This is a genomic window from Streptomyces ferrugineus (assembly GCF_015160855.1).
GTDB classification, from domain to species: Bacteria; Actinomycetota; Actinomycetes; order Streptomycetales; family Streptomycetaceae; genus Streptomyces; species Streptomyces ferrugineus.
Map to the genome: position 1 here is coordinate 9,804,407 of NZ_CP063373.1, position 22,792 is coordinate 9,827,198.

At 69.5% G+C, this 22,792-nt stretch carries 18 protein-coding genes; 9 read left to right on the forward strand and 9 right to left on the reverse strand.

The features are described 5' to 3' along the window. Positions 1 to 119: 119 nt before the first annotated feature. Positions 120 to 2,717: an ATP-dependent chaperone ClpB gene (clpB, locus tag IM697_RS43710; protein WP_194043167.1), complete on the reverse strand. Its 2,598-nt coding sequence runs from the start codon at positions 2,715 to 2,717 to the stop codon at positions 120 to 122. A gap of 119 nt (positions 2,718 to 2,836) precedes the next feature. Here clpB and IM697_RS43715 point away from each other — a divergent pair, with 119 nt between their 5' ends. Further along, positions 2,837 to 3,250: a pyridoxamine 5'-phosphate oxidase family protein gene (locus IM697_RS43715; RefSeq protein WP_194043169.1), complete on the forward strand. Its 414-nt coding sequence runs from the start codon at positions 2,837 to 2,839 to the stop codon at positions 3,248 to 3,250. A gap of 191 nt (positions 3,251 to 3,441) precedes the next feature. On the opposite strand, the gene IM697_RS43720 is transcribed toward IM697_RS43715, so the two are convergent. Beyond that, the gene (locus IM697_RS43720) at positions 3,442 to 3,777 is read right to left on the reverse strand and encodes a Rieske (2Fe-2S) protein (protein WP_062673604.1); all 336 of its coding nucleotides are present in this window, start codon (positions 3,775 to 3,777) and stop codon (positions 3,442 to 3,444) included. 295 nt (positions 3,778 to 4,072) lie between these two features. Here IM697_RS43720 and IM697_RS43725 point away from each other — a divergent pair, with 295 nt between their 5' ends. After that, positions 4,073 to 5,113 (forward strand): helix-turn-helix transcriptional regulator, encoded by a 1,041-nt coding sequence (locus tag IM697_RS43725; protein WP_194043172.1) that lies wholly within the window; start codon positions 4,073 to 4,075, stop codon positions 5,111 to 5,113. Further along, positions 5,110 to 6,081, forward strand: a complete 972-nt coding sequence (locus IM697_RS43730; RefSeq protein ID WP_194043174.1) for a helix-turn-helix transcriptional regulator — start codon at positions 5,110 to 5,112, stop codon at positions 6,079 to 6,081. The genes IM697_RS43725 and IM697_RS43730 overlap by 4 nt, the downstream gene beginning before the upstream one ends. Here IM697_RS43730 and IM697_RS43735 read toward each other — a convergent pair. After that, positions 6,044 to 7,093 (reverse strand): helix-turn-helix transcriptional regulator, encoded by a 1,050-nt coding sequence (locus IM697_RS43735; RefSeq protein WP_194043176.1) that lies wholly within the window; start codon positions 7,091 to 7,093, stop codon positions 6,044 to 6,046. The two genes, IM697_RS43730 and IM697_RS43735, sit on opposite strands and share 38 nt — an antisense overlap. A gap of 383 nt (positions 7,094 to 7,476) precedes the next feature. On the opposite strand from IM697_RS43735, the gene IM697_RS43740 reads away from it, so the two are divergent. From IM697_RS43740 to IM697_RS43750, 3 genes are read left to right on the forward strand one after another with little or no spacing between them, the layout of a single operon-like run. Next, positions 7,477 to 9,018 carry a circularly permuted type 2 ATP-grasp protein gene (locus IM697_RS43740; protein ID WP_194043178.1) on the forward strand — a complete coding sequence of 514 codons (1,542 nt, stop codon included), beginning with the start codon at positions 7,477 to 7,479 and terminating at the stop codon, positions 9,016 to 9,018. After that, the gene (locus IM697_RS43745) at positions 9,015 to 9,953 is read left to right on the forward strand and encodes an alpha-E domain-containing protein (protein ID WP_194043180.1); all 939 of its coding nucleotides are present in this window, start codon (positions 9,015 to 9,017) and stop codon (positions 9,951 to 9,953) included. Before IM697_RS43740 ends, IM697_RS43745 begins: the two co-directional genes overlap by 4 nt. Next, complete coding sequence (locus IM697_RS43750; protein WP_194043182.1) at positions 9,950 to 10,792, forward strand: transglutaminase family protein; 843 nt, start codon at positions 9,950 to 9,952, stop codon at positions 10,790 to 10,792. Before IM697_RS43745 ends, IM697_RS43750 begins: the two co-directional genes overlap by 4 nt. 28 nt (positions 10,793 to 10,820) lie before the next feature. On the opposite strand, the gene IM697_RS43755 is transcribed toward IM697_RS43750, so the two are convergent. Continuing rightward, positions 10,821 to 11,945, reverse strand: a complete 1,125-nt coding sequence (locus IM697_RS43755) for a sugar ABC transporter substrate-binding protein (RefSeq protein ID WP_194043184.1) — start codon at positions 11,943 to 11,945, stop codon at positions 10,821 to 10,823. Between the two features lie 301 nt (positions 11,946 to 12,246). Here IM697_RS43755 and IM697_RS43760 point away from each other — a divergent pair, with 301 nt between their 5' ends. Then, complete coding sequence (locus IM697_RS43760; RefSeq protein ID WP_194043186.1) at positions 12,247 to 12,759, forward strand: hypothetical protein; 513 nt, start codon at positions 12,247 to 12,249, stop codon at positions 12,757 to 12,759. Between the two features lie 93 nt (positions 12,760 to 12,852). After that, positions 12,853 to 14,883 carry a PA14 domain-containing protein gene (locus IM697_RS43765; protein WP_228044421.1) on the forward strand — a complete coding sequence of 677 codons (2,031 nt, stop codon included), beginning with the start codon at positions 12,853 to 12,855 and terminating at the stop codon, positions 14,881 to 14,883. 67 nt (positions 14,884 to 14,950) lie between these two features. On the opposite strand, the gene IM697_RS43770 is transcribed toward IM697_RS43765, so the two are convergent. From IM697_RS43770 to IM697_RS43790, 5 genes are all read right to left on the reverse strand, one after another. After that, positions 14,951 to 15,397 (reverse strand): heat shock protein transcriptional repressor HspR, encoded by a 447-nt coding sequence (locus tag IM697_RS43770; RefSeq protein ID WP_194043188.1) that lies wholly within the window; start codon positions 15,395 to 15,397, stop codon positions 14,951 to 14,953. Positions 15,398 to 15,402: 5 nt separating this feature from the next. Then, positions 15,403 to 16,587: a molecular chaperone DnaJ gene (gene dnaJ, locus IM697_RS43775; RefSeq protein ID WP_194043190.1), complete on the reverse strand. Its 1,185-nt coding sequence runs from the start codon at positions 16,585 to 16,587 to the stop codon at positions 15,403 to 15,405. A 36-nt stretch (positions 16,588 to 16,623) separates the two neighbouring features. Next, complete coding sequence (gene grpE / locus IM697_RS43780) at positions 16,624 to 17,286, reverse strand: nucleotide exchange factor GrpE (protein ID WP_194043191.1); 663 nt, start codon at positions 17,284 to 17,286, stop codon at positions 16,624 to 16,626. Continuing rightward, complete coding sequence (gene dnaK / locus IM697_RS43785; protein WP_194043199.1) at positions 17,283 to 19,130, reverse strand: molecular chaperone DnaK; 1,848 nt, start codon at positions 19,128 to 19,130, stop codon at positions 17,283 to 17,285. Before dnaK ends, grpE begins: the two co-directional genes overlap by 4 nt. Positions 19,131 to 19,224: 94 nt before the next feature. Further along, positions 19,225 to 20,289, reverse strand: a complete 1,065-nt coding sequence (locus IM697_RS43790) for an MraY family glycosyltransferase (RefSeq protein WP_194043202.1) — start codon at positions 20,287 to 20,289, stop codon at positions 19,225 to 19,227. Between the two features lie 187 nt (positions 20,290 to 20,476). On the opposite strand from IM697_RS43790, the gene IM697_RS43795 reads away from it, so the two are divergent. Continuing rightward, positions 20,477 to 22,759 carry a (Fe-S)-binding protein gene (locus tag IM697_RS43795; protein WP_194043204.1) on the forward strand — a complete coding sequence of 761 codons (2,283 nt, stop codon included), beginning with the start codon at positions 20,477 to 20,479 and terminating at the stop codon, positions 22,757 to 22,759. Positions 22,760 to 22,792: the final 33 nt, after the last annotated feature.

Here is a 22,792-nt window from a genome sequence, read left to right on the forward strand (position 1 = left end):
ATCCCGCCATCCTCCCCCATGCGGGGAGGGGGGTGGCAAGCCCTGACGGTCCTGTCAGCCCTCGGCTGACTCGATCCGGTCACCGAGTCGGGTACCCGGCTTCACCGGGTACCCGGACATCACAGCGTCTTACCGGTCGCCGGCCCCACGATCAGGCCGTCTCCGAAGGCGTCGACCCTGACCGTGTCGCCGTCCTTGACCTCGCCCGCCAGGATCTCCTTGGCCAGCCGGTCGCCGATGGCGGTCTGGACGAGGCGGCGCAGCGGGCGGGCACCGTAGGCCGGATCGTTGCCCTCGTCGGCGAGCCACTCCAGGGCCGCGTCGGTGACCTCCAGCGACAGCCGGCGCTCGGCCAGCCGCTTGGCCAGCCGGTCGATCTGGAGCCGGGCGATACGGCTGAGCTCGTCCTTGGTCAGCGCCGAGAAGACCACCAGGTCGTCCAGGCGGTTGAGGAACTCCGGCTTGAAGGAGGTCCGGACCACCTCCAGCACCTGCTGCTTCTTCTCCGCCTCGCTGGTGATCGGGTCGACCAGGAACTGGCTGCCCAGGTTGGACGTCAGCACCAGGATCGCGTTGCGGAAGTCGACCGTACGGCCCTGACCGTCCGTCAGCCGTCCGTCGTCCAGCACCTGGAGGAGGATGTCGAAGACCTCCGGGTGCGCCTTCTCCACCTCGTCCAGCAGCACCACGCTGTACGGGCGCCTGCGCACCGCCTCCGTGAGCTGGCCGCCCTCCTCGTAGCCGACGTAGCCGGGAGGCGCGCCGACCAGGCGGGCCACGCTGTGCTTCTCGCCGTACTCCGACATGTCGATGCGGACCATGGCCCGCTCGTCGTCGAAGAGGAAGTCGGCGAGGGCCTTGGCGAGTTCGGTCTTGCCGACGCCGGTCGGGCCGAGGAAGAGGAAGGAGCCGGTGGGCCGGTCGGGGTCGGCGATGCCGGCGCGGGTGCGGCGTACGGCGTCCGACACGGCGCGCACGGCCTCGCCCTGGCCGATGAGCCGCTTGCCGAGCTCGTCCTCCATGCGCAGCAGCTTCTGCGTCTCGCCCTCCAGGAGCCGTCCGGCGGGGATGCCGGTCCAGGCCGCGACGACGTCGGCGATGTCGTCGGAGCCGACCTCCTCCTTGACCATGGTGCCCTTGGCGACCTCCTCCTCGGCGGCGGAGGCGGCCTCCAGCTCCTTCTCCAGGGCGGGGATCTCGCCGTACAGCAGCTTGGAGGCGGAGTCGAAGTCGCCGTCGCGCTGGGCGCGTTCGGCCTGGCCGCGGGCTTCGTCGAGGCGTTCCTTCAGTTCGCCGACGCGGTTGAGGGACTGCTTCTCCTTCTCCCAGCGGGCGTTCAGGCCCCGCAGCTCCTCCTCCCGGTCGGCGAGGTCGCGGCGCAGCTTGTCCAGGCGCTCGCGGGAGGCCGGGTCGGTCTCCTTGTCGAGTGCCAGCTCCTCCATGCGCAGCCGGTCGACGGAGCGCTGGAGTTCGTCGATCTCGACGGGGGACGAGTCGATCTCCATGCGCAGCCGGGAGGCGGCCTCGTCGACGAGATCGATGGCCTTGTCGGGCAGGAACCGGGAGGTGATGTACCGATCGGAGAGCGTCGCGGCGGCGACCAGCGCGCTGTCCGCGATCTGCACCTTGTGGTGGGCCTCGTAGCGCCCCTTGAGCCCGCGCAGGATCGCGATGCTGTCCTCGACGGTCGGCTCGGCCACCAGCACCTGCTGGAAGCGCCGCTCTAGCGCCGGGTCCTTCTCGATCCGCTCCCGGTACTCGTCGAGGGTCGTCGCACCGACCATGCGCAGCTCACCGCGCGCGAGCATCGGCTTCAGCATGTTCCCGGCGTCCATGGCGGAATCGCCACCGGCCCCTGCGCCCACCACCGTGTGCAACTCGTCGATGAAGGTGATGATCTGCCCGTCGGAGCCCTTGATCTCCGCGAGCACGGTCTTCAGCCGCTCCTCGAACTCACCGCGGTACTTGGCCCCGGCGACCATGGCGCCCAGGTCGAGCGCGACGAGCCGCTTGTCCTTGAGGGACTCGGGCACGTCGCCCTTGACGATCCGCTGGGCGAGCCCCTCCACGACGGCGGTCTTGCCGACGCCGGGCTCGCCGATGAGGACGGGGTTGTTCTTGGTCCGGCGGGACAGCACCTGCACGACCCGCCGGATCTCCTGGTCCCGCCCGATGACGGGGTCGAGCTTGCCCTCCCGCGCGGCGGCGGTGAAGTCGGTGCCGAACTTCTCCAGGGCCTTGTACTGCCCCTCGGGGTCGGCGCTGGTCACCCGGCGTCCGCCGCGGGCCTTCTGGAAGGCGTCCAGCAGCTTCTTGGCGCCGGCCCCCTGCTGGCTAAGCACGTCTGCCGCCGGGCCCCCCTTCGCGGCGATGCCGATGAGGAGGTGCTCGGTGGAGAGGTACTCGTCGCCGAGTTCCTTGGCGCGTGCCTGGGCATCGGCGATGACGGCGAGCAGCTCGCGGTTGGGCTGCGGGGGCGCGACGGTGGACCCGGTCACGCTGGGCAGCGCGGCGAGCGCCTTCTCGGCACCGGCCCGTACGGCGGCCTGGTCGGCGTCGACGGCGGCCAGCAGGTCGACGATGTTCTCGTTGTCCTGCCCCTGGAGCAGAGCCAGCAGCAGGTGGGCGGGGGTGAGATCCGGGTGCCCCTCGGTCACGGCCCGGTTACTGGCCGCGTTGATCGCATCCCGGCTCCTGTTGGTCAGCTCGGCGTCCACGTGTCCGTTCTCCTCCTGGCGTCAGCCTCTCCCAGTACTGACTGAGTCAGCGTACACAAAGTTGAGTCTATTCCGCTCAAGGTAGTCGCGGGGGCCCCGCAACGGCTAGGTTCCGGGCCATGGCCGCACACCCCCAGGATCCTGGCGCGCCGGACGCGCCGTACCTCACCTTCTGGCAGGAGAGGCACCTGTGCACCCTGACGACCCTGCGCCCGGACGGCACTCCGCATGTCGTACCCGTCGGAGTGACATACGACCCCAAGGCGCGGCTGGCTCGGGTGATCACGAACAAGTCCAGCGCGAAGGTGGGCCATGTGCTGGCCGCCGGCCCCGACGGGGCGCGGGTGGCGGTCTGCCAGGTGGAGGGCCGGCGGTGGGCGACGCTGGAGGGACGGGCGCGGGTGTGGACCGACCGGGAGCGGGTGACGGAGGCGGAACGGCGGTACGCGCAGCGCTACGGGCGGACCCCGCGGCCGAACCCCGACCGTGTGGTGATCGAGATCGAGCTGACGCGGGCGATGGGGCGGGGGTGACGGGGGGTGACGGCGGGGATAACCGGGATGACGGGGATGACGGGGCGGGCGACCGGTTTTCGGCCACCGCCGGAATACCCGGATACCGCGAAATATCCCGCAAAACTGCAGCGGCGTCACCGTGTTCAGGTCACGGTGACGCCGCTGCGGGGGGAAGCACCTGAGCGATCTGTTACGACGGGGGAATCGCGTCAGGCACTGCGGGGGGTGGCTGAGATGGTCCTTGGGGCCGGGGCCTCCGGCTCCACCAGCCGGTGGTCGCGCTGGTCGAGGTTGACGAAGATCATTCCGTATCGGATGGCACACCTCACAGGCTGCGGCGCCCCCCGAGGCCGCCGCAGACACCGGTACGCCCGTACGTCCTCATCCTCGTCCCGCGTGACGACGACCGGCTCACCGAAGACGGTCACCATCAACGAGTCACCGGGGTGGGGGATCGCGGTGACGAGGTCGATGAAGTGCCAGCCGGAGCGGTACGCCGTGGCCATTTCGCGACGGAAGGAACGGTCGTCGGGTGGGGTGGTCATCGCGATCAGTCCCACGTGCTGTCGAGAGGGAAGACCGGCGTTTCATCGCCAGCGGCCCCGGCGGCAACGGACTGAGCACCACCCGCCTTGAACGCATCGCCCTTCACACCGGAGAGGCCAGTCAGTACTCCGAAGGCCACAACGGCGGAGAAGGCGGCGACAAGTACCGAGCGAAGCATTCTGTTACGCATAGTCGGCTTCGTCCTCACTTGAAGGTCCCCTCTTCCCCCGTCGAGTAAGACGATGGCTCATTCAGGCACGTCATGGCCACACGATCGGTGCATCATGTTCCTGCATGTTCAGGACCCTGGGGGGTGGAGATTTGGCAAAAAATGAGACAAGGGCGACACATCCCCATGCGGTGACCGAATTGTGTGAGGATGGAAGCCGCCTTTACGCGAGTGCCCTGCGCACAGGTCGCATTCTGCGGGCGGATGTGGAACCTGCTCCATGTCTGATGGAGTTCGCCCTCCTTCACCCTGATCCCGATGACGCCAACTGGCTGCGCCCCGTTCCGGCTTCCGTCGCCCTGGCCCAGCGACTCAACCCGATAGAGCGCGAGATCACGGCACAGCGGCGCACGTCGATCGCACTCGCCGAGCTCTTCGAGCCATTCATGGCCCTCGGCGCCCAGGACGCCGCCCCCACCCACTCGATCACGGTGCTGGAGGGCCTCGACCGCATCAACGCGGCGCTCGACCTGGCGATCGCCCACTGCCAGACCGAGATGCTCACAGTCCAGCCGAGCGGCCACCGCCGCCCTGAGAACCGGCTCGTCGAGGCACTGGAACGGGACAGGCCGCTGATCGAGCGCGGAGTACGTATCCGGACCCTCTACCAACACACGGCCAGGTTCATTCCCGACCGGCTGGCCTATATGGACCACTTCACCGACGGCAAGGTGGAGTACCGCACCATCGACGAGCTTGTCGAGCGCCTCATCGTCTGCGACGAGACCGTCGCCTTCATCCCCATCCGCGACGACCGTCAGGTGGCACTGGAGCTCCGTCACCCGGGTCTCGTCCGTTACCTGATCAAGGTCTTCGAGTTCATGTGGAGCCGTGCCGTCCCCCTGAGCGCCGGCGCCCCCTACGAAACCGCCCCTGACGGCATAACCGACATCCAGCACTCCATAGCCAAGCTCCTCGTCGACGGCCACGTCGACGAGGCCATAGCGCGCCGCCTGGGGATGAACGTACGTACCTGCCGGGCCCACATAGCCAAACTCGCGACGGCCCTGGGCAGCGGCAGCCGTGCCCAGCTCGGCTACCTCATAGCTCAGTCGGGGATGCTGGAAAAAGATCACACGCCAACAGAGGGAGACAGCCGCCCATGACCGAGGGGCACCCGCACGGACTGGAGGAACTGTGCGAGGCAGGTAAGAACCTGTACGCCCAGGCCCTGCGTGAAGGGCGCGTGCGTACAAAGGATGTCAACAGCGTGTCGTGCCTGGTCGACCTCAGGCTGCTGCAGCCCATGGTCGAGGACCTGGACTGGTTAGAGCCGGTCTCCCCCTCTGTCGCACTGCATCGGCTGCTGCGGGCGTCCGAGGAACGCATCGCAACAGAGCGGCGGCGCGAGGAGAAGCTAGCAGCCGCGTTCGAACCACTGATGAGGCACGCCTTCCCACAGACGACGGTGGACTCATCCGCGATCAGTGTCGTGAGCGGGCTCGACTCGATCAGGCTCAGCATCGCTCAAGCCACGGCTGGTGCGTCCCGGGAAGTCCTCACCATCCAGCCTTACTACGGCCAGACCATCTCATCCCGCATGGCGGAGTCCTTTGAACGCGACCAGGCCCTGCTGGATCGAGGTGGCCGCATCCGCACTCTCTACCAGCACACCCTGCGCCACTCGCCCGCCGTGATCGCCCGATACGAACATCTGACGGGCGACGCGGAGGTTCGCACTCTCGACGAGGTCACCGACCGCCTTCTGGTGATCGACCGCACCGTCGCCTTCATACCCGCAAGCACGGACCGCACCCTCGCTCTCGAAGTCCGCCACCCCGCCCTGATCTCCTTCTTTGTGACCACCTTCGAGCGGCTGTGGCAGCTTGCCACCCCGATGTATCCCGAAGCCGTCCAGCAACCTTCCCTGAACGGCATCACCCCCCGCCAACGCGCCATCGCAGCCCTCCTCGTCGAGGGTCACACCGATGCCGTCATAGCCGACCGTCTCGGCCTGAACGTCCGCACCGCCCGTGTCCACATCGCCAAACTCGCCGCCACCCTCGGCAGCGAAAGCCGCGCCCAACTCGGCTACCTCATCGGGCAGTCGGGGATCCTCGATCCGGAAAGCTGAGTGGTGGCGACGACGAAACATCCGCCGCCCCCGATGGCCTGTCCAGCCCCACCTGAGCGATGCGGACGCCCAGTTGCGTACGGCTCACTGCCCCCAGCGTCTCCGAGAGCCTGGCGATGTGGGCACGGCAAGTGCGGACGCTTATACCAAGCCGTTCCGCGATGACCGCGTCCTGGTGGCCCTCTGCCAGCAGCGCGGCGATGGACTGCTCGCGGTGGGAGATGCCCTCGATGCCGGTGTCAGGGAGGGGGGCCGTGAGCGGGATCGCCAGGCGCCAGAAGCGTTCGAAGACCGTCACCAAATAGTGGACCAGCCCCGGGTGGCGCAGTTCCAGCGCGATCGTGCGGTCCGCGTTCGCGGGAATAAAGGCGACCGTACGGTCGAAGACGATCAGCCGGTCGATCACCTCGTCCAGCGTGCGGGCCTCCACCGAATCGCCCATCAGCTCAAGGTAGTTGAGCAGGCCCTGGCCGTGCCGGGCCACATGTGTGTACAGGTCCCGCATCCGCACGCCCCGCCCGCGCAGCGCCATCGCCCGGTGCAGGCCCTCCGTCAGCTCGTGCTCGGGACGGATGCCGCCGGGCTGCACGGTCAGCACCTCCCTCGTGCACGCCTGGGTCGCCTCGTCCAGCGCGCCCTGGATGCGCGAGTCGCCGTCCAGCACCCGGATCGCGGTGCCCTCGGCGCCGGACGCCTGCGACAGCGGGGGACCGAGCCCGGCGTACCACTCGAACGCCGCCACCGCCGAGCCCATCCGCCCCTGGCTCGCGCTGACCTCGTCGTAGATCCCGCGCAGCAGCCGTGTCATGACCTCCTGCGGGGAGGTCGGCACCAGCCACTCCATGTCGTCGGGGTCGGGGTGCAGCAGGGCCAGCTCCAGCAGGCAGGGCACCGGCTCCGCGTCCCGGCGCGGCACCCGACCGCGGCGGACGGCCCGGGAATACACGCGATCCCCGGCCTCGCACAGCCGGTCGGCACCGTGTGGATGCTCCTTCGCCCCGTGCCCGGCCATCGCCCGTCCACCCCCGGTCCTCGCCTCATCCGCCGGCTCGCTCACCTCCGGAGCGCGGTGTCGACACCCCTGCCGGAACACCCCGGCCGAGCGGGCCCCGGTCGACGGACCACCATGCTCGGCCGCGCCGGCCCGCGGCGCTCGCGCTTCCGCAGCGCAACTATGCGCGGACCTGCCGTGCTCCGCAACACGGCTCCCGCCGGAACGGCCGCCGTTAACCACCCTTACCTCCCGCTTTTTCCTGGCCTCCCTACGTCGAGTTGCAACAAGCTGGGGGGTGGGGCGCCACCCCCTCCCGGGCCACCGGAGGCCACCCTTCCGCGTGCACACCCCGGAAACCCCCCAGTGATCACCCCGTTACACACCCCACTTAACGTCAGCCCATGGCGGACATATTTGACGCGTACGCGTTGGCCGACGCGTGGGACGAGATGTTTGAGCGGCCAGGTGAGGTCAGGACCGCCTATGAGCCGGTGCTGGCGGCGCTTCAGCCGATCGAGCCGAGCGAACTCCGGTTCCGGGCCGACCAGATGGCCCGGGCCTTCACCGACCGGGGCGTGACCTACGCCTTCGCGGGTGAGGAGCGGCCCTGGCCGCTGGACCTGGTGCCCCGCATCCTCGACGCCCTCGAATGGGATCTCATACAACGCGGGGTCGGTCAGCGGGTCAGGGCGCTGGAGGCCTACCTCTCCGATGCCTACGGACACGCCCGCGCCTTCGAGGACGGGGTCGTGCCCTGGCGGCTGCTGCTCAACTCCCCCCACTTCCACCGGGTGGCGCACGGGGTCGAACCACCGGGAGGCGTACGGATCCACGTGGCCGGGATCGACCTCGTACGGGACGAGGCCGGGGACTTCCGGGTGCTGGAGGACAACGTCCGGGTGCCCAGCGGGGTTTCGTACGTCATCGAGAACCGGCGGGCCATGACCCGGATCTTCCCTTCTCTCTTCGCCGAGCAGCATGTGCTCCCCGTCGACGGATACGCGCAGCGGCTGCTCTCCGCCCTGCGCGCCGCCGCGCCCGCCGGGACCGCCGACCCGCGCGTCGTCGTGCTCACCCCGGGGCCCAGCAACGCGGCCTACTTCGAACACGCCCTGCTGGCCCGACTGATGGGCGTGCAGCTCGTCGAGGGGCACGACCTGGTGTGCCGCAACAACCGTGTCTGGATGCGGACCACCCGCGGCGAGGTCCCCGTCCACGTCGTATACCGACGCCTCGACGACGACTTCCTCGATCCCCTCCACTTCCGCCCCGACTCGGTGATCGGCTGCCCGGGGATCATGAGCGCCGCCATGGCCGGCAACGTCACACTCGCGAACGCCGTAGGGAACGGAATCGCGGACGACAAGCTCCTCTACACGTACGTGCCCGATCTCATCCGGTACTACCTCTCCGAGGAACCGATTCTCCCCAACGTCGAGTCCTACCGGCCGGACGAGCCCGGGCAGTTGGAGGCCGTGCTCGATCAGATCGAGCAGCTCGTCATCAAGCCCGTCGACGGCGCCGGAGGGCAGGGCATCGTCATCGGGCCCAGGGCCGACCGCGAGACGATCGAACGCACTCGCAAAGCCGTCATCGCCGATCCCCGCGGCTTCATCGCCCAGCGGCCGGTCGCCCTGTCCACCTCCCCCACCCTCGCAGGCGAGCGCATGGCGCCGCGCCACATCGACCTCCGCCCCTTCGCCGTCAACGACGGCAACGATGTCTGGGTGCTGCCCGGCGGCCTCACCCGGGTCGCCCTCCAGGAGGGCAACCTCATCGTCAACTCCAGCCAGGGCGGCGGCTCCAAGGACACCTGGGTGCTGGCCGAGGGACCGACGGAGCGACCGGCGGCTCCGGCCACGGCACCGCCCGAGGTCGCCCCGCGTCAGCTCGGACCCGACGGCACCCCCACCGTCGTACAGGAAGGGGCGCAGCAGCAGTGAACGACGTGATCCTCTCCCGCATCGCCGAGGCCCTGACCTGGACCGGACGGTACGTCGAACGCGCCGACGCCACGGGGCGCATCCTCGACGCCTATCTCCACCGCATGCTGGAGGACCCCTGGCGCGACGAGGACGTGGCCTGCCGGTCGCTGTACGCGATCCTTGGGATCGACGCGGGCGACGAGCCGGTCGACATGCAGCAGGTGCTCGACCAGCTGGCCTTCGACGCCGGCTCGACCGGGTCGATCGAGGGCGCGCTGGGCGCCGCCCGGCTGAACGCGCGCAGTGCTCGCGAGGCCGTCTCCTCCGAGATGTGGGAGTGCCTCAACTCGACGTGGCACGCGCTCGCCGATCAGCGCCTCGCGGCGCGCCGCACGGGTCCGTATGCCTATCTGGAGCTGGTACGCCGCCGGGCGGCCCTCTTCTTCGGCCTCGCCGACTCCACCATGAGCCGGGACGACAGCTGGCGTTTCGTCGTCCTTGGCAGGAGTCTGGAGCGGGTGGACATGACCGTACGGCTGCTGTCGGTGCGGGTGCTGGACGCCGCGCACGCGCCCGACTGGCCGACCCTGCTGAGCGCGTCCGGCGCGGACGAGGCGTACGCGCGCGTGTACAGCGGTTTCGGCGACACCCCTCGGGTGGCCGAGTTCCTGCTCCTCGACCGGGACTTCCCGCGCTCGGCGCTGCACGCGCTGACCACGGCGGAGGAGTGCCTCACCGCGCTGGGCCGTCCCCGTCAGGATCCGGCGCGCCGCCCGATCGGCCGGCTGCGCACCCGCCTCGAATACCTGGACACCCAGGCCCTGGAGGATCAGCTCCCTGCCCTGCTGAGGGACTTGCAGCAGGCCTGCATGGCCTCGGCGGACGCGGTGGCCGACCGGTTCTTCCCGTACCAGGGGCCCGTCGAGTGGGCCCAGGAAGGAGCGCGAGCATGACCCGCCGCCTCCGCATCAAGCACACGACGAGGGTCTCCTACGCCCAGCCCGCCGCCTCGTCCCACAACGAGGTCCGCATGACCCCGCTCACGCTGCCCGGCCAGACCACCCTGGACGCCCGGATCGCCGTGAGCCCGTCGGCCACGACCTGGTCGTACTGGGACTACTGGGGCACCCAGGTCACCGGCTTCGACCTGATGGACCCGCACGGTCACCTCACGATCACTGCCTCCAGCCTGGTCGAGACGTCTCCGCCGGGGAACCTGCCGGAGCCGCCGAGCTGGACGGAGGTGTCCGAGCACATGGCGAACTCCCGTCTGTTGGAGTTCACAGGCGCCACATCCCGTACGACGGTCCCGCCCGCGCTCGTCGACAAGGCGCGGGAGGCGGCGGCCGACCTCGACCCGCACGAGACGGCGGTCGCGGTGTCGGCGCTGGTCGCCGACCGGGTGTCGTACCTCCCCGGCGCGACAGGAGTGAACACCTCCGCCGCCGAGGCCTGGGACCAGGGAGCCGGTGTCTGCCAGGACATCGCCCACCTCACCCTCGCCCTGCTGCGCGGCCTGGGGCTGCCGGCCCGGTACGTCTCCGGCTATCTGCATCCCGAACGCGAGGCCGAACTGCACCGCCCGGTGGCCGGCCAGAGCCATGCCTGGGTCGAGTACTGGGCGGGCGACTGGTGCGGCTACGACCCCACGAACCGGACCCGGGCCGACGAGTCCCATGTGGTGGTCGGCCGCGGCCGCGACTACGACGACGTCACCCCGCACAAGGGCATCTACCGGGGTGTGCCCGGCGGTCCGCCGGAGGTGACGGTGGAGTTTACGCGGGTGGCGTGAACGTGAACTCCCCGGCCGCCGACGGGGGCTACTTCAGTCCGAGCCTGCTGCAGTCCGCCTTGTACTCGCCCGTGCAGATGTCGGACACCTGGTAGATCCCGTCGGCGATGACGGTCTCCTTGATGTTCGACTTCGTCAGGGCGACCACCGGGACGAGGCGGGCCGGGATGTCCTTGTCGGTCGGGCTGTCGACCTGCTGCTGGGTGAGGGAGTCGAACTGGATGTCGTGACCCTGGACCTTGGCCACGGCCATCTCCGCGGCGCTCTCGGCCTCCGACGGGTACGACTTGTACACGCTCATGAACTGCTCGCCGGCCACGATCCGCTGAACGGCGTCCAGTTCGGCGTCCTGACCGGTGATCGGCGGCAGTTCGGTGACGCCCGCCGCCTCCAGGGCCTTGATGATGCCGCCGGCCATGCCGTCGTTGGCGGAGTAGACGCCCTTGATGTTGTTGACGCCGATGGACTTGATCGCCTGGGCCATGTTGTCCTCGGCGTTCTCCGGCTTCCAGTCCTTGGTGTCATAGGACTTGGCGATGTCCACCGCGCCCTTGAGCTCGGAGAGGGCGCCCGCCTTGAACTGCTTGGCGTTCGGGTCGGTGGGCGAGCCGTTCATCATGATGATCTTGTCGGAGGAGTCGACCGGGCGCATGGCCTCCAGGAGCGTGCGGCCCTGGACCTCGCCGACGAGTTCGTTGTCGAAGGAGACGTACGCGTCGATCGGGCCCTCGGCCAGGCGGTCGTAGGCGATGACCGGGATCCCGGCCTCCTTGGCCTTCGCCACCCCGCCGGCGATGGCGTGCGCGTCGACGGCGTCCAGCAGGATGACGTCGACCTGGTCGTCGATCATCTGCTGGAGCTGGCTGGCCTGCTTGCTCGCGTCCGCGTCGGCGTTCTTGTAGACGACCCGGCCCTGCTTGTCGGTGAGCTCCAGGACCTTGTTCCTGATGATGGGGAAGTCGAACTTGTCGTAGCGCGTGTTCGCCGTCTCCGGCAGCAGCAGCCCCACCGTGATGTCGTCGCCCTTGGTCGGGCTCGCCTCGGTGCTGTCCCCGGTGACGCCCAGGCCCCCGCACGCGGCCAGCGAGAGGGTCATCGTGGACGCGGCGGCCACGGTGATGGCGGTACGGCGCAGGGGGCGCAAGGGACGCATAGAGGAGCTCACTTCTGGTGCCTTCGGGACACGGGCGCGCCATTGCGCCCAGATGACTGAAAAGCCAACGCGCCGACGCCCCTCAGCGTCAAGCAAAACTACTTAACGAGTGCGCAACACCACGCTCCGCTTTGCATGTAAAGACATGCCGGAACCTCTCCAAACACCCATTACACCCCGTCCACCAAATCCAGGAACAGCTTCACACCGCCGCCCCGCGCTCGACCAGGAGATCGAACGAACCCGGCCAGCCAGCCATCCGTCCGACCGCCGCGGGCACCCTGCTGCGAAGATCATCCGTATGACCGTCACCGAATCCCCCGTCGAGGACACCGTGTCCGGCCCGCTGACCGTCCGCCTGGACACCGAGCGCGGTGAAGTCGTCGTCGAAGGCGAGGCGGTGCCGCGGATCGTGCTGCGGCGCGCCGCCGGTACCGAGGCCGAGGAGCACATCCCCGTCGGCACCCGGGACGGCGGGCGGCTCACGCTCACCGTCGACGGCGAGGAGGTGGGCGTACACCCGGCGAAGGGACGGCTGACCCGGCGGTCGTACGCCGTCGAGGTCCGCCGCGCCGGGCAGGTGTGGCGGCTGGTGCCCGACTCGATACCGAGCAGCCGCCTCCTGCGCGACGGGCGCCGCCTCGGGGAGTTCAGCTCCGAGGGCGACGGCGAGGTCGCCGTCGACTGGCGCCCGGGCGCCACGCCGGAGGCGATCGACGTGGCCCTCGGTTACGCCCTGGCGGCGGGGTTCGGCACGGGCGCGCAGCCGATGTGGATGCTGGTCGCGGACGCGATCGGTGACCTGCTCCCCTGATATGCGCGGCGCCCGTACAACCAATCGGGGTGCCGGCCGGTCCTGTTCGGCGACGGTTGATCGCCACCGTCGCCGACCGGACCGAAGGACCGCATGAACCCAGCCAGACGCACGACCGCGGCCACCGCGACCGCCGTCGTGCTCGCCACCGCGGGCGGCCTGCTCACCGCCCTCGCCGCGCCCGCCTCCGCCGCCGTGACCTGCAACTCGCCGGTGTTCAAGCGGCAGTTCTTCGCGAACACCGCGTTCTCCGGTACGCCGAAGAGGACCGACTGCGACGGCGTCATCGACCAGAACTGGGGCACGGGCGCCCCGGCCACCGGTCTGCCCGGGAACTACTTCGGCGTCCGCTGGAGCCTGACCCGGGACTTCGGCTCCGGCGGCCCCTTCACCTTCAGCGCCTCCGGCCTTGACGGCATCCGGGTCTACCTCGACGGCGTCCGCAAGATCGACCTGTGGCGGAACACCTCCACGACGGTCTACAGGACCGTCAACGTCACCATCCCCTCCGGCAAGCACTCCCTGCGCGTCGACTACGTCAACTGGACCGGCAGCGCCAAGGTCAAGTTCGGCTACGCACCCAGGACTTCGGCCACCGTCGACAAGGTCAGGCCCCTGGCCCCGACCGGTGCCGCCGTGACCTACGACCAGGCCACGAGCAGGGCGAGGGTGACCTGGGCGAGGAACAAGGAGATGGACCTCGCGGGCTACCGCGTCTACCGGCGGCTGAAGGGAACCGGTGACTACCGCGTGGTCAGCGGCGGTACCCTGCTGACCGGCACCTCCTTCACACAGGCCCTCGCGCCGACCGGCACCGCGTACTACTACGAGGTGCGGGCCGTGGACCGGGCCGGCAACGAGTCGGCGGGCAGCACCGACCAGCTCGTCACGACCGTGGACCGCACCGCGCCGCTGACGCCGGTCGTGTCCGCGAGCGACGATCCGGTGCGCGGGGTCACCCTCGACTGGCAGGACGACGCGTACGGCGTGACCTACGACGTCTATCGCGCCGCGGCCGCCGACGGGGAGTTCGTGAAGCTCGGAGTGTCGTACGGCTCCAGCCGCCTCGACGAGACCGCGCCCTACGGGGACACCTCGTACTACCGGGTCGTCGCCAGGGACGGCGCCGGCAACACCGCGACGTCACAGGTCCTGGCCTTCGCCCGGCCGCTGGCGGTGCCCGCCATGGACACCCCGGGCACGAACGAGGCCGAGACCGGCATCGAGCTGCGCTGGACGACGTCGAAGGCGGCGCCGGCCGAGTTCCGGGCCTATCGCTGGGACCGCTCCGACCCGGACGCCGTCCCGGTACAGGTCACCTGCGAGCCGTACCGGGTGGGCAACGAGGCCGACTACTACCCGCAGTACGGCTGCACCGACCACTCCGCCGAGCGGCGCACGTCGTACGCCTACCACGTGACCAGCGTCGACGGTCAGGGCCGGGAGTCGGCACCCTCGCGAACGGTCTACGCGAGCCGCCTGGACACCACCCCGCCGCCCACGGTCACCGGCCTCACCCACGAGAGCACGGAGTACGGCACGGTGCTCCAGTGGGACGACAGCACGGCCGAGGACCTCGCCTCGTACACCGTGTTCCGCGCCACCGACGCCCGTGACACCTCCACCTACGAGTGGATGGCCTCGCTCCCGCCCGGCACGACTCGGTACGTCGACGTCGGCGTGCCGGACGACGAGAACTGGGTCTACCTCGTGGACGCGGTGGACACGTCGAACAACTCCCTCTACACGCTGTCCGGCAACCCGGCGGACGTGGTCGCCAACGTGAGCGTCAACGAGTTCGACCTCACCCCGGGCCAGGTGCCCCCGAACACCGCCACCTGGGCCCTGTCCGCCGAGGCGGACGCGACCGGCCACGCGGTGCTGTCGTGGACCTGCGGCACCGGCTGTGACACCAGCGGATTCCACGTGTACCGCTGGGACCGCGCGACACAGCAGTACGTCCGCCTGACCGACCTGCCCCTGGCCGTCGACGCCCGCGGCTACACCGACCCGGCCACCCCGGCCGGGACCACCAGCCACTACGTCGTCTCGGCGGTCGCCGCCGACGGTTCGGAGGCGTACACCGGCCTCGCACCCGTCGTCGTCGCCCCGCAGGAGGGCTGAGCGGCACGCGCGAGGGGCCCGGAGGTTCTCACCGAACCTCCGGGCCCCCGCACGTACGGGCGTGCGCCTAGTCCCTGGGCTTCTTCGGCCGCCACACCACGAGCGCGCTGGACTGCTGCACCTCCTGGTACGGGACCAGATCGCGGCGGTACGACGCGTGCACCGCCGCCTCGCGCTGCTGCATCGCCGCCGCGGCGCCGTCCAGGGCCGCCTGCAGTTCCACGACGCGGGACTGGAGCGCGGCGACCTGGTTCTCCAGTTCGATGATGCGCTTGATGCCGGCCAGGTTGATGCCCTCGTCCTGCGACAACGCCTGCACCTGGCGGAGCAGTTCGATGTCGCGGGCCGAGTAACGGCGCCCGCGGCCGGGGGTGCGGTCCGGCGACACCAGGCCCAGGCGGTCGTACTGGCGCAGGGTCTGCGGGTGCAGGCCGGAGAGCTGGGCCGCCACCGAGATGACGTAGACCGGGGTCTCCTCGGTCAGTTCATACGGGTTGCGTCGACGGCCGTCCATCTCGATCAAGCTCCCTTCGCGGCCTGGAACAGCTCCGCCCGCGGGTCCTCGCCCGCGGTCGCCTCGCGATACGCCTCGAGCGCGTCACGAGCCTTCCCCGAAAGGTCCTTCGGGACACTCACCTCGACGGTGACCAGCAGGTCTCCGCGGGTGCCGTCCTTGCGGACCGCGCCCTTGCCCCGCGCCCGCATGGTGCGGCCGTTGGGCGTGCCGGGCGGCAGCTTCAGGGTGACCGGCGGTCCGCCCAGGGTGGGGACCCTGACCTCGCCGCCGAGGGCCGCCTCCGTGAAGGTCACGGGGACGGTCACCGTGAGGTTGTCGTCCTTGCGGCCGAACACCGGGTGCGCGTCGACGTGCACGGTGACGTACAGGTCGCCGGCCGGGCCGCCGCGCTCGCCGGGCGCTCCCTTGCCGCGCAGCCGGATGCGCTGGCTGTCCGACACCCCGGCGGGGATGCGGACCTGCATGGTCCGGGACGACTTCGCGCGGCCGCTGCCCTTGCACTCCATGCAGGGGTGCTCGGCCATCAGGCCGCGCCCCTTGCAGTCCGGGCACGGGTCGGTGAGGGAGAAGCCGCCGCCCGAGCCCCGCGCCACCTGGCCGGTGCCGACACAGGTCGGGCACACCCTCGGCGTGCCGTTCTTGTCGCCGGTGCCCGCGCACGCCTTGCACGGCGACTGCGAGGACATCCGCAGCGGGACCGTCGCGCCCTCGATCGCCTCGGTGAAGCTGAGGGTGACCTCGGTGTCGATGTCCTGGCCCCGGCGTGGCTGGGTACGGGTGGTGCCCGTGCCGCCGCGGTTGAACAGGCCCCCGAAGACGTCACCGAGTCCGCCGCCGAAGCCGCCGGCGCCGGACTGACCGCCCTGGGCGCCGCCTCCGAAGAGGTCGCCCAGGTCGAAGTTGAAGGAGCCGCCGCCCGCGCCGCCCGGCCCCGGGCGGAAGCCGCCGTTGCCGAAGAGGGCGCGTGCCTCGTCGTACTCCTTGCGCTTCTTGGGGTCGCCGAGGACGTCGTTCGCCTCGGAGATCTCCTTGAAGCGCTCCTCCGCCTTGGCGTTGCCCTTGTTGGCGTCCGGGTGGTTCTCGCGGGCGAGCTTCCGGTACGCCTTCTTGATCTCGGCCTCGGTGGCGTCCTTGGGGACGCCGAGGACCTTGTAGAAGTCCTTCTCGATGAAGTCCTTGGTGCTCATCCTCGACGTCCCTCCTCTCTCGTCGTCAGTTCAACGTCAGCCCTCGTCCGGGCCACCGCTCTCCTTGTCGTCGGCCGTCGCGGCGCTCTCCTCGGCCCCTTCGCCCTTGACGGTCTGCGCGCCCGGCTGGGGCTCGGCGACCGCCACCCGCGCGGGGCGGATGGTGCGCTCGCCGATGCGATACCCCGGCTGGAGGATCGCGACGCAGGTCGTCTCGGTGACGTCCGGCGCGTAGGAGTGCATCAGCGCCTCGTGGATCGTCGGGTCGAAGGGCTCGCCCTCCTTGCCGAACTGCTGCAGGCCCATCTTGGCGGCGACGGTCTCCAAGGACTCCGCCACCGACTTGAACCCGCCCACGAGTTCGCCGTGTTCCCGCGCGCGGCCGATGTCGTCGAGCACGGGCAGGAGCTCGGTCAGGAGGTTCGCGATGGCGATCTCCTTGACCGTGATCCGGTCGCGCTCGACGCGGCGGCGGTAGTTCTGGTACTCGGCCTGGAGCCGCTGGACGTCCGCCGTGCGCTCGTTGAGCGCCGTGCGCACCTGGTCCAGCTGGGCCACCAGGCCGGCGTCCGCTGCTGCTGATCCGTCCCCGGCCGGGGCCGCTCCCTCCTGCGGAGCGGCCTTCGGCTCGGCGTCGTCGGGGGTCGCGCCGGAGGGGACGTCAGGCTTCTCCTCGAAGCCCGGGGTCTCCTCCGTCACGCGGCACCGTCCTTGCGCTCGTCGTCCACGATCTCGGCGTCCACGACGTCGTCCTCAGGGGCCTTGCCACCCGGGGCGGCGCCCTCGGGGCCGCCCGCGGCCTGCGCGGCCTGGGCGTCGGCGTACATGGCCTGGCCGACCTTCTGGGAGACCGCGGCGACCTTCTCGGTGGCCGAGCGGATCTCGGCGGTGTCCTCGCCCTTGAGCGCGGTCTTCAGCTCCTCGACGGCGGACTCGACCTCGGTCCTGACCTCGCCGGGGACCTTGTCCTCGTTGTCCTTGAGGAACTTCTCCGTCTGGTAGACGAGCTGCTCGCCCTGGTTGCGGGACTCGGCGGCCTCGCGGCGGCGGTGGTCCTCCTCCGCGTACTGCTCGGCCTCCTGGCGCATCCGGTCGACCTCGTCCTTCGGCAGCGAGGAGCCGCCGGTGACGGTCATCTTCTGCTCCTTGCCCGTGCCGAGGTCCTTGGCCGTGACGTGCATGATGCCGTTGGCGTCGATGTCGAAGGACACCTCGATCTGCGGGACGCCGCGCGGCGCCGGCGGCAGACCGGTCAGCTCGAACATCCCGAGCTTCTTGTTGTACGCCGCGATCTCGCGCTCGCCCTGGTAGACCTGGATCTGCACGGACGGCTGGTTGTCCTCGGCCGTGGTGAAGATCTCGGACCGCTTGGTCGGGATCGTGGTGTTGCGCTCGATGAGCTTGGTCATGATGCCGCCCTTGGTCTCGATACCGAGGGACAGCGGGGTCACGTCGAGGAGCAGGACGTCCTTGACCTCGCCCTTGAGGACACCGGCCTGGAGCGAGGCGCCGATGGCGACGACCTCGTCCGGGTTCACGCCCTTGTTGGCCTCCTTGCCGCCGGTCAGCTCCTTGACGAGCTCGGCGACGGCGGGCATACGGGTGGAGCCACCGACGAGGACGACGTGGTCGATCTCGTTGATGGAGACGCCGGCGTCCTTCATGACGTTGAAGAACGGGGTCTTGCAGCGCTCCAGCAGGTCGGCCGTGAGCTGCTGGAACTGAGCCCGGGTGAGCTTCTCGTCCAGGTGCAGCGGGCCCTCGGCGGAGGCGGTGATGTAGGGCAGGTTGATCGAGGTCTCGGTGGACGAGGACAGCTCGATCTTGGCCTTCTCGGCGGCCTCACGGAGGCGCTGGAGGGCCATCTTGTCCTTGCCCAGGTCCACGCCGTGACCGGACTGGAACTGCTGGACCAGGTAGTCGACGATGCGCTGGTCCCAGTCGTCGCCACCGAGGTGGTTGTCACCGTTGGTGGCCTTCACCTCGACGACGCCGTCGCCGATCTCCAGCAGGGACACGTCGAAGGTGCCGCCACCGAGGTCGAAGACGAGGATCGTCTGGTCGTCCTTGTCGAGGCCGTAGGCCAGGGCGGCCGCGGTGGGCTCGTTGACGATGCGCAGGACGTTCAGACCGGCGATCTCGCCGGCCTCCTTCGTCGCCTGGCGCTCGGAGTCGTTGAAGTAGGCCGGGACGGTGATGACCGCGTCCGTGACCTTCTCGCCCAGGTAGGACTCGGCGTCCCGCTTCAGCTTCTGGAGGATGAACGCGGAGATCTGCTGCGGGTTGAACGGCTTCCCGTCCAGCTCGATCTTCCAGTCCGTGCCCATGTGGCGCTTCACGGAACGGATGGTCCGGTCCACGTTGGTGACCGCCTGGCGCTTGGCGACCTCGCCGACGAGCACCTCGCCGTTCTTGGCGAAGGCGACGACGGACGGCGTGGTCCTGGCGCCCTCGGCGTTGGTGATGACGGTGGGCTCGCCGCCCTCCAGAACGCTGACGACGGAGTTAGTCGTGCCCAGGTCGATGCCGACCGCACGTGCCATGGTTGATTCCTCCAGCTGACTTGAGTGGAACGGACTCAAGTGTGCACGACGGCTCTCCAGGGGTCAACAGAGCTGAGTCGACCCCGCTCAACTCTTATCCGTTCCTTACACGCAACCGGGCCCCCACCTGCGACGATGCCGCCTGCGCGGGCGGCCGAACGGGGTCCCCCACGGGAAAATAGGGTTGACGCCGAGGCCCGTAGGGCTTGATGTGCAGCAGCGCGAGTACGGCGATCAGGGCACCCACCCCCACCCACAACGCCCCGGACCGCTCCATCCATCCCATGTGCACGAGGACGCCGACGAGCATCCCGGAGAAGCCCGCGATCCCCAGCAGGACGGCCGCACCCTGCGGGGTGAGGCCGATCCGGCGCAGTCGGTGGGCGAGATGGTCGGGCCCGCGCCGCAGCAGCGGCCGTCCGGCCAGCCGCCGGGACAGCGCCACCAGCAGGACGTCGGCGGTGGCGAGGGCGGTGAGCGAGTAGAGCACGCCCGCGGTCGACACCGGATCGTGCCCGGCCCGGGTCATCACGGCCGACGACGCCAGCACGAACCCGACGAAGAGCGACCCGCAGGCCCCGAGGCCGATCCGCGCGGGATGCCAGTTGTGCATGAGGAACCCGGTCAGCGCGGCGGCCAGCACGCTGAGCAGCACGGCGAGTTCGTCCATCACCTCGGCGGCCGCACAGACGCCGACCCCGAAGGCGGTGAGCACCCCGACGGTCCCGACCAGCCCGTCCGCGTGGTCCAGCGCCTTGAAGGCGACGGCCACCAGGACGATCCAGCCGACGGCCACCAGCCCCAGCAGGATCCCGGTGTCGCCGTACGGCACCACACAGGCCGCCGCCACGGCCGTACCGCCGACCAGGAACCTCGCCTTGACCCGCCGCACGTCGGCGACCAGCCCGAGCACGGCGACCGCGCCCGCGGCGACCAGCAGCCGCATGACCTCCGAGCCGAGCGGGGCGAACCTCGTCCACTGCCCGGCGGCGGCCACCAGACAGGTGACGAGCGCGACGGCCACACCGCCGAGCAGCGGCAGCGGACGCCGGCACCGCCGGTCGAGGACGCCGAAGCGCAGGGCGGGCAGGCGGAGCAGTGCCGCGAGGAGGGCGGTGAGGAGGAGGGCGGTGGTGGCGGCGGCGATCCCGTAAAGCACGGGCCTAGATTAGTGGCGTATATACCATTTCGGGATGAATAACACGATCTGTTCTTAAGGCAAGCCTCAGCGACCCAGATCACCTCGCGCCTGGCTACAGTGCGACGGAGGATGCGGGTAGTCTCAGAGGACTGCATAAGTTACCGCTTAGTAATGTCGCCCCCTCGCAGGCCCGAGGAGCCCCGAAATGCAACTCGCCGCGATCATCGTGTCGATGGTCCTCATGGCAGTCGGCGTAGCCCTGTTCGGCCGTGCCATCCTGCAGATTTTCCGCTTCGTGATGCTCGGCCAGCCCCTCCCCGCGGGGGCCCGGACCAATGACCCCGTCCTGCGCACCATCACCCTGGCCAAGGAGTTCCTCGGCCACACCAGGATGAACCGCTGGGGCATCGTCGGCATCGCGCACTGGTTCGTGGCGATCGGCTTCTACACGCTGCTCCTGACGATCGTGAACGCCGTCGGCCAGCTCTTCCAGGCCGACTGGATCCTGCCGGTCATCGGCGACTGGGCGCCGTACAACGTCTTCGTCGAGTTCATCGGCACGATGACGGTGGTCGGCATCCTCACGCTGATCGTCATCCGGCAGCTGTCCAGGCCGGGCAGGGCGGGCCGCAAGTCCCGGTTCGCGGGCTCCAACACCGGCCAGGCGTACTTCGTCGAGGCGATCATCATGATCGTCGGCATCTGCATCTTCATGCTGCACGCGCTGGAGGGCGCCCAGCACCACGTGGACGGCTACGAGGCCTCGTTCTTCATCTCGTACCCGGTGGTGTCGTGGCTGGAGGGCATGGACCTCTCCACCCTGCAGAACCTCACGTACCTCTTCGCGGGCCTGAAGATCGCGGCCTCGTTCATCTGGATGATCACGGTCTCTTTGAAGACCGACATGGGTGTGGCCTGGCACCGCTTCCTGGGCTTCCCGAACATCTGGTTCAAGCGCAACGCGGACGGCTCGACCTCGCTCGGCGCCCTGCTCCCGATGACGTCGGGCGGCAAGCCGATCGACTTCACCGACCCGGGCGACGACGACGTCTTCGGTGTCTCGCAGGTCGAGCAGTTCTCCTGGAAGGGCCTGCTGGACTTCTCCACCTGCACCGAGTGCGGCCGCTGCCAGTCGCAGTGCCCCGCCTGGAACACCGGCAAGCCGCTCTCCCCCAAGCTGCTGATCATGTCGCTGCGCGACCACGCGCACGCCAAGGCGCCCTACCTGCTGGCCGGCGGCGGCAAGGACATGGAGGGCGAGGAGAAGGCGTCGGCCGAGGCTCTGAAGGACGTCCCGGCGGCGGCGCTGGCGGAGGCCGAGCGTCCGCTGATCGGCACCGTCGAGGAGAACGGCGTCATCGACCCGGACGTGCTGTGGTCCTGCACCACCTGCGGCGCCTGTGTCGAGCAGTGCCCGGTGGACATCGAGCACGTCGACCACATCGTCGACATGCGCCGCTACCAGGTGATGATCGAGTCCGCGTTCCCGTCCGAGGCGGGCACGATGCTCAAGAACCTGGAGAAGAAGGGCAACCCCTGGGGGCTGGCCAAGAAGCAGCGCCTGGAGTGGCTCAAGGAGGTCGACTTCGAGGTCCCGGTCGTCGGCAAGGACATCGAGGACCTCACCGACGTCGAGTACCTGTACTGGGTCGGCTGCGCGGGCGCGTTGGAAGACCGCGCCAAGAAGACGACGAAGGCCTTCGCGGAACTCCTCCACATGGCGGGCGTGAAGTTCGCGATCATGGGCGGCGACGAGAAGTGCACCGGTGACTCCGCCCGCCGCCTGGGCAACGAGCCCCTGTTCCAGGAGCTCGGCATGGAGAACGTCATGGCGCTGAACATGGCGTTCGGCGAGGAGATGGACGACGACGGCAAGGTGACGGAGGAGTCCCGCAAGCCCAAGTCGGCCAAGAAGATCGTGGCGACCTGCCCGCACTGCCTGAACACGCTCGGCAACGAGTACCCGCAGATCGGCGGCGACTACGAGGTCATCCACCACACCCAGCTGCTCCAGCACCTCGTCGACGAGGGCAAGCTGACCCCGGTCACCCCGGTCGAGGGCATCATCACCTACCACGACCCCTGCTACCTGGGCCGCCACAACAAGATCTACACGCCCCCGCGCGAGATCATCGCCAGCGTCCCCGGCATCCGCAACGAGGAGATGCACCGCCACAAGGAGCGCGGCTTCTGCTGCGGCGCCGGTGGTGCCCGGATGTGGATGGAGGAGCGGATCGGCAAGCGCATCAACGACGAGCGTGTCGACGAGGCCCTGTCCGTGAACCCGGACATCGTCTCCACGGCCTGCCCGTTCTGCCTCGTCATGCTCACGGACTCCGTGAACGGCAAGAAGAGCGACGGCAAGGCCAAGGAGTCCATCCAGGTCGTCGACGTCGCCCAGCTCCTGCTGGAGTCGGTCAAGACCCCGGTGGACCCGCAGGACGCGGCGGAGACCGAGAGCGAGCCGGAGCCGGCCCCGGCGAAGTAGCCGGCCCCGACAGCACGACGGCGCCCCCTGTTC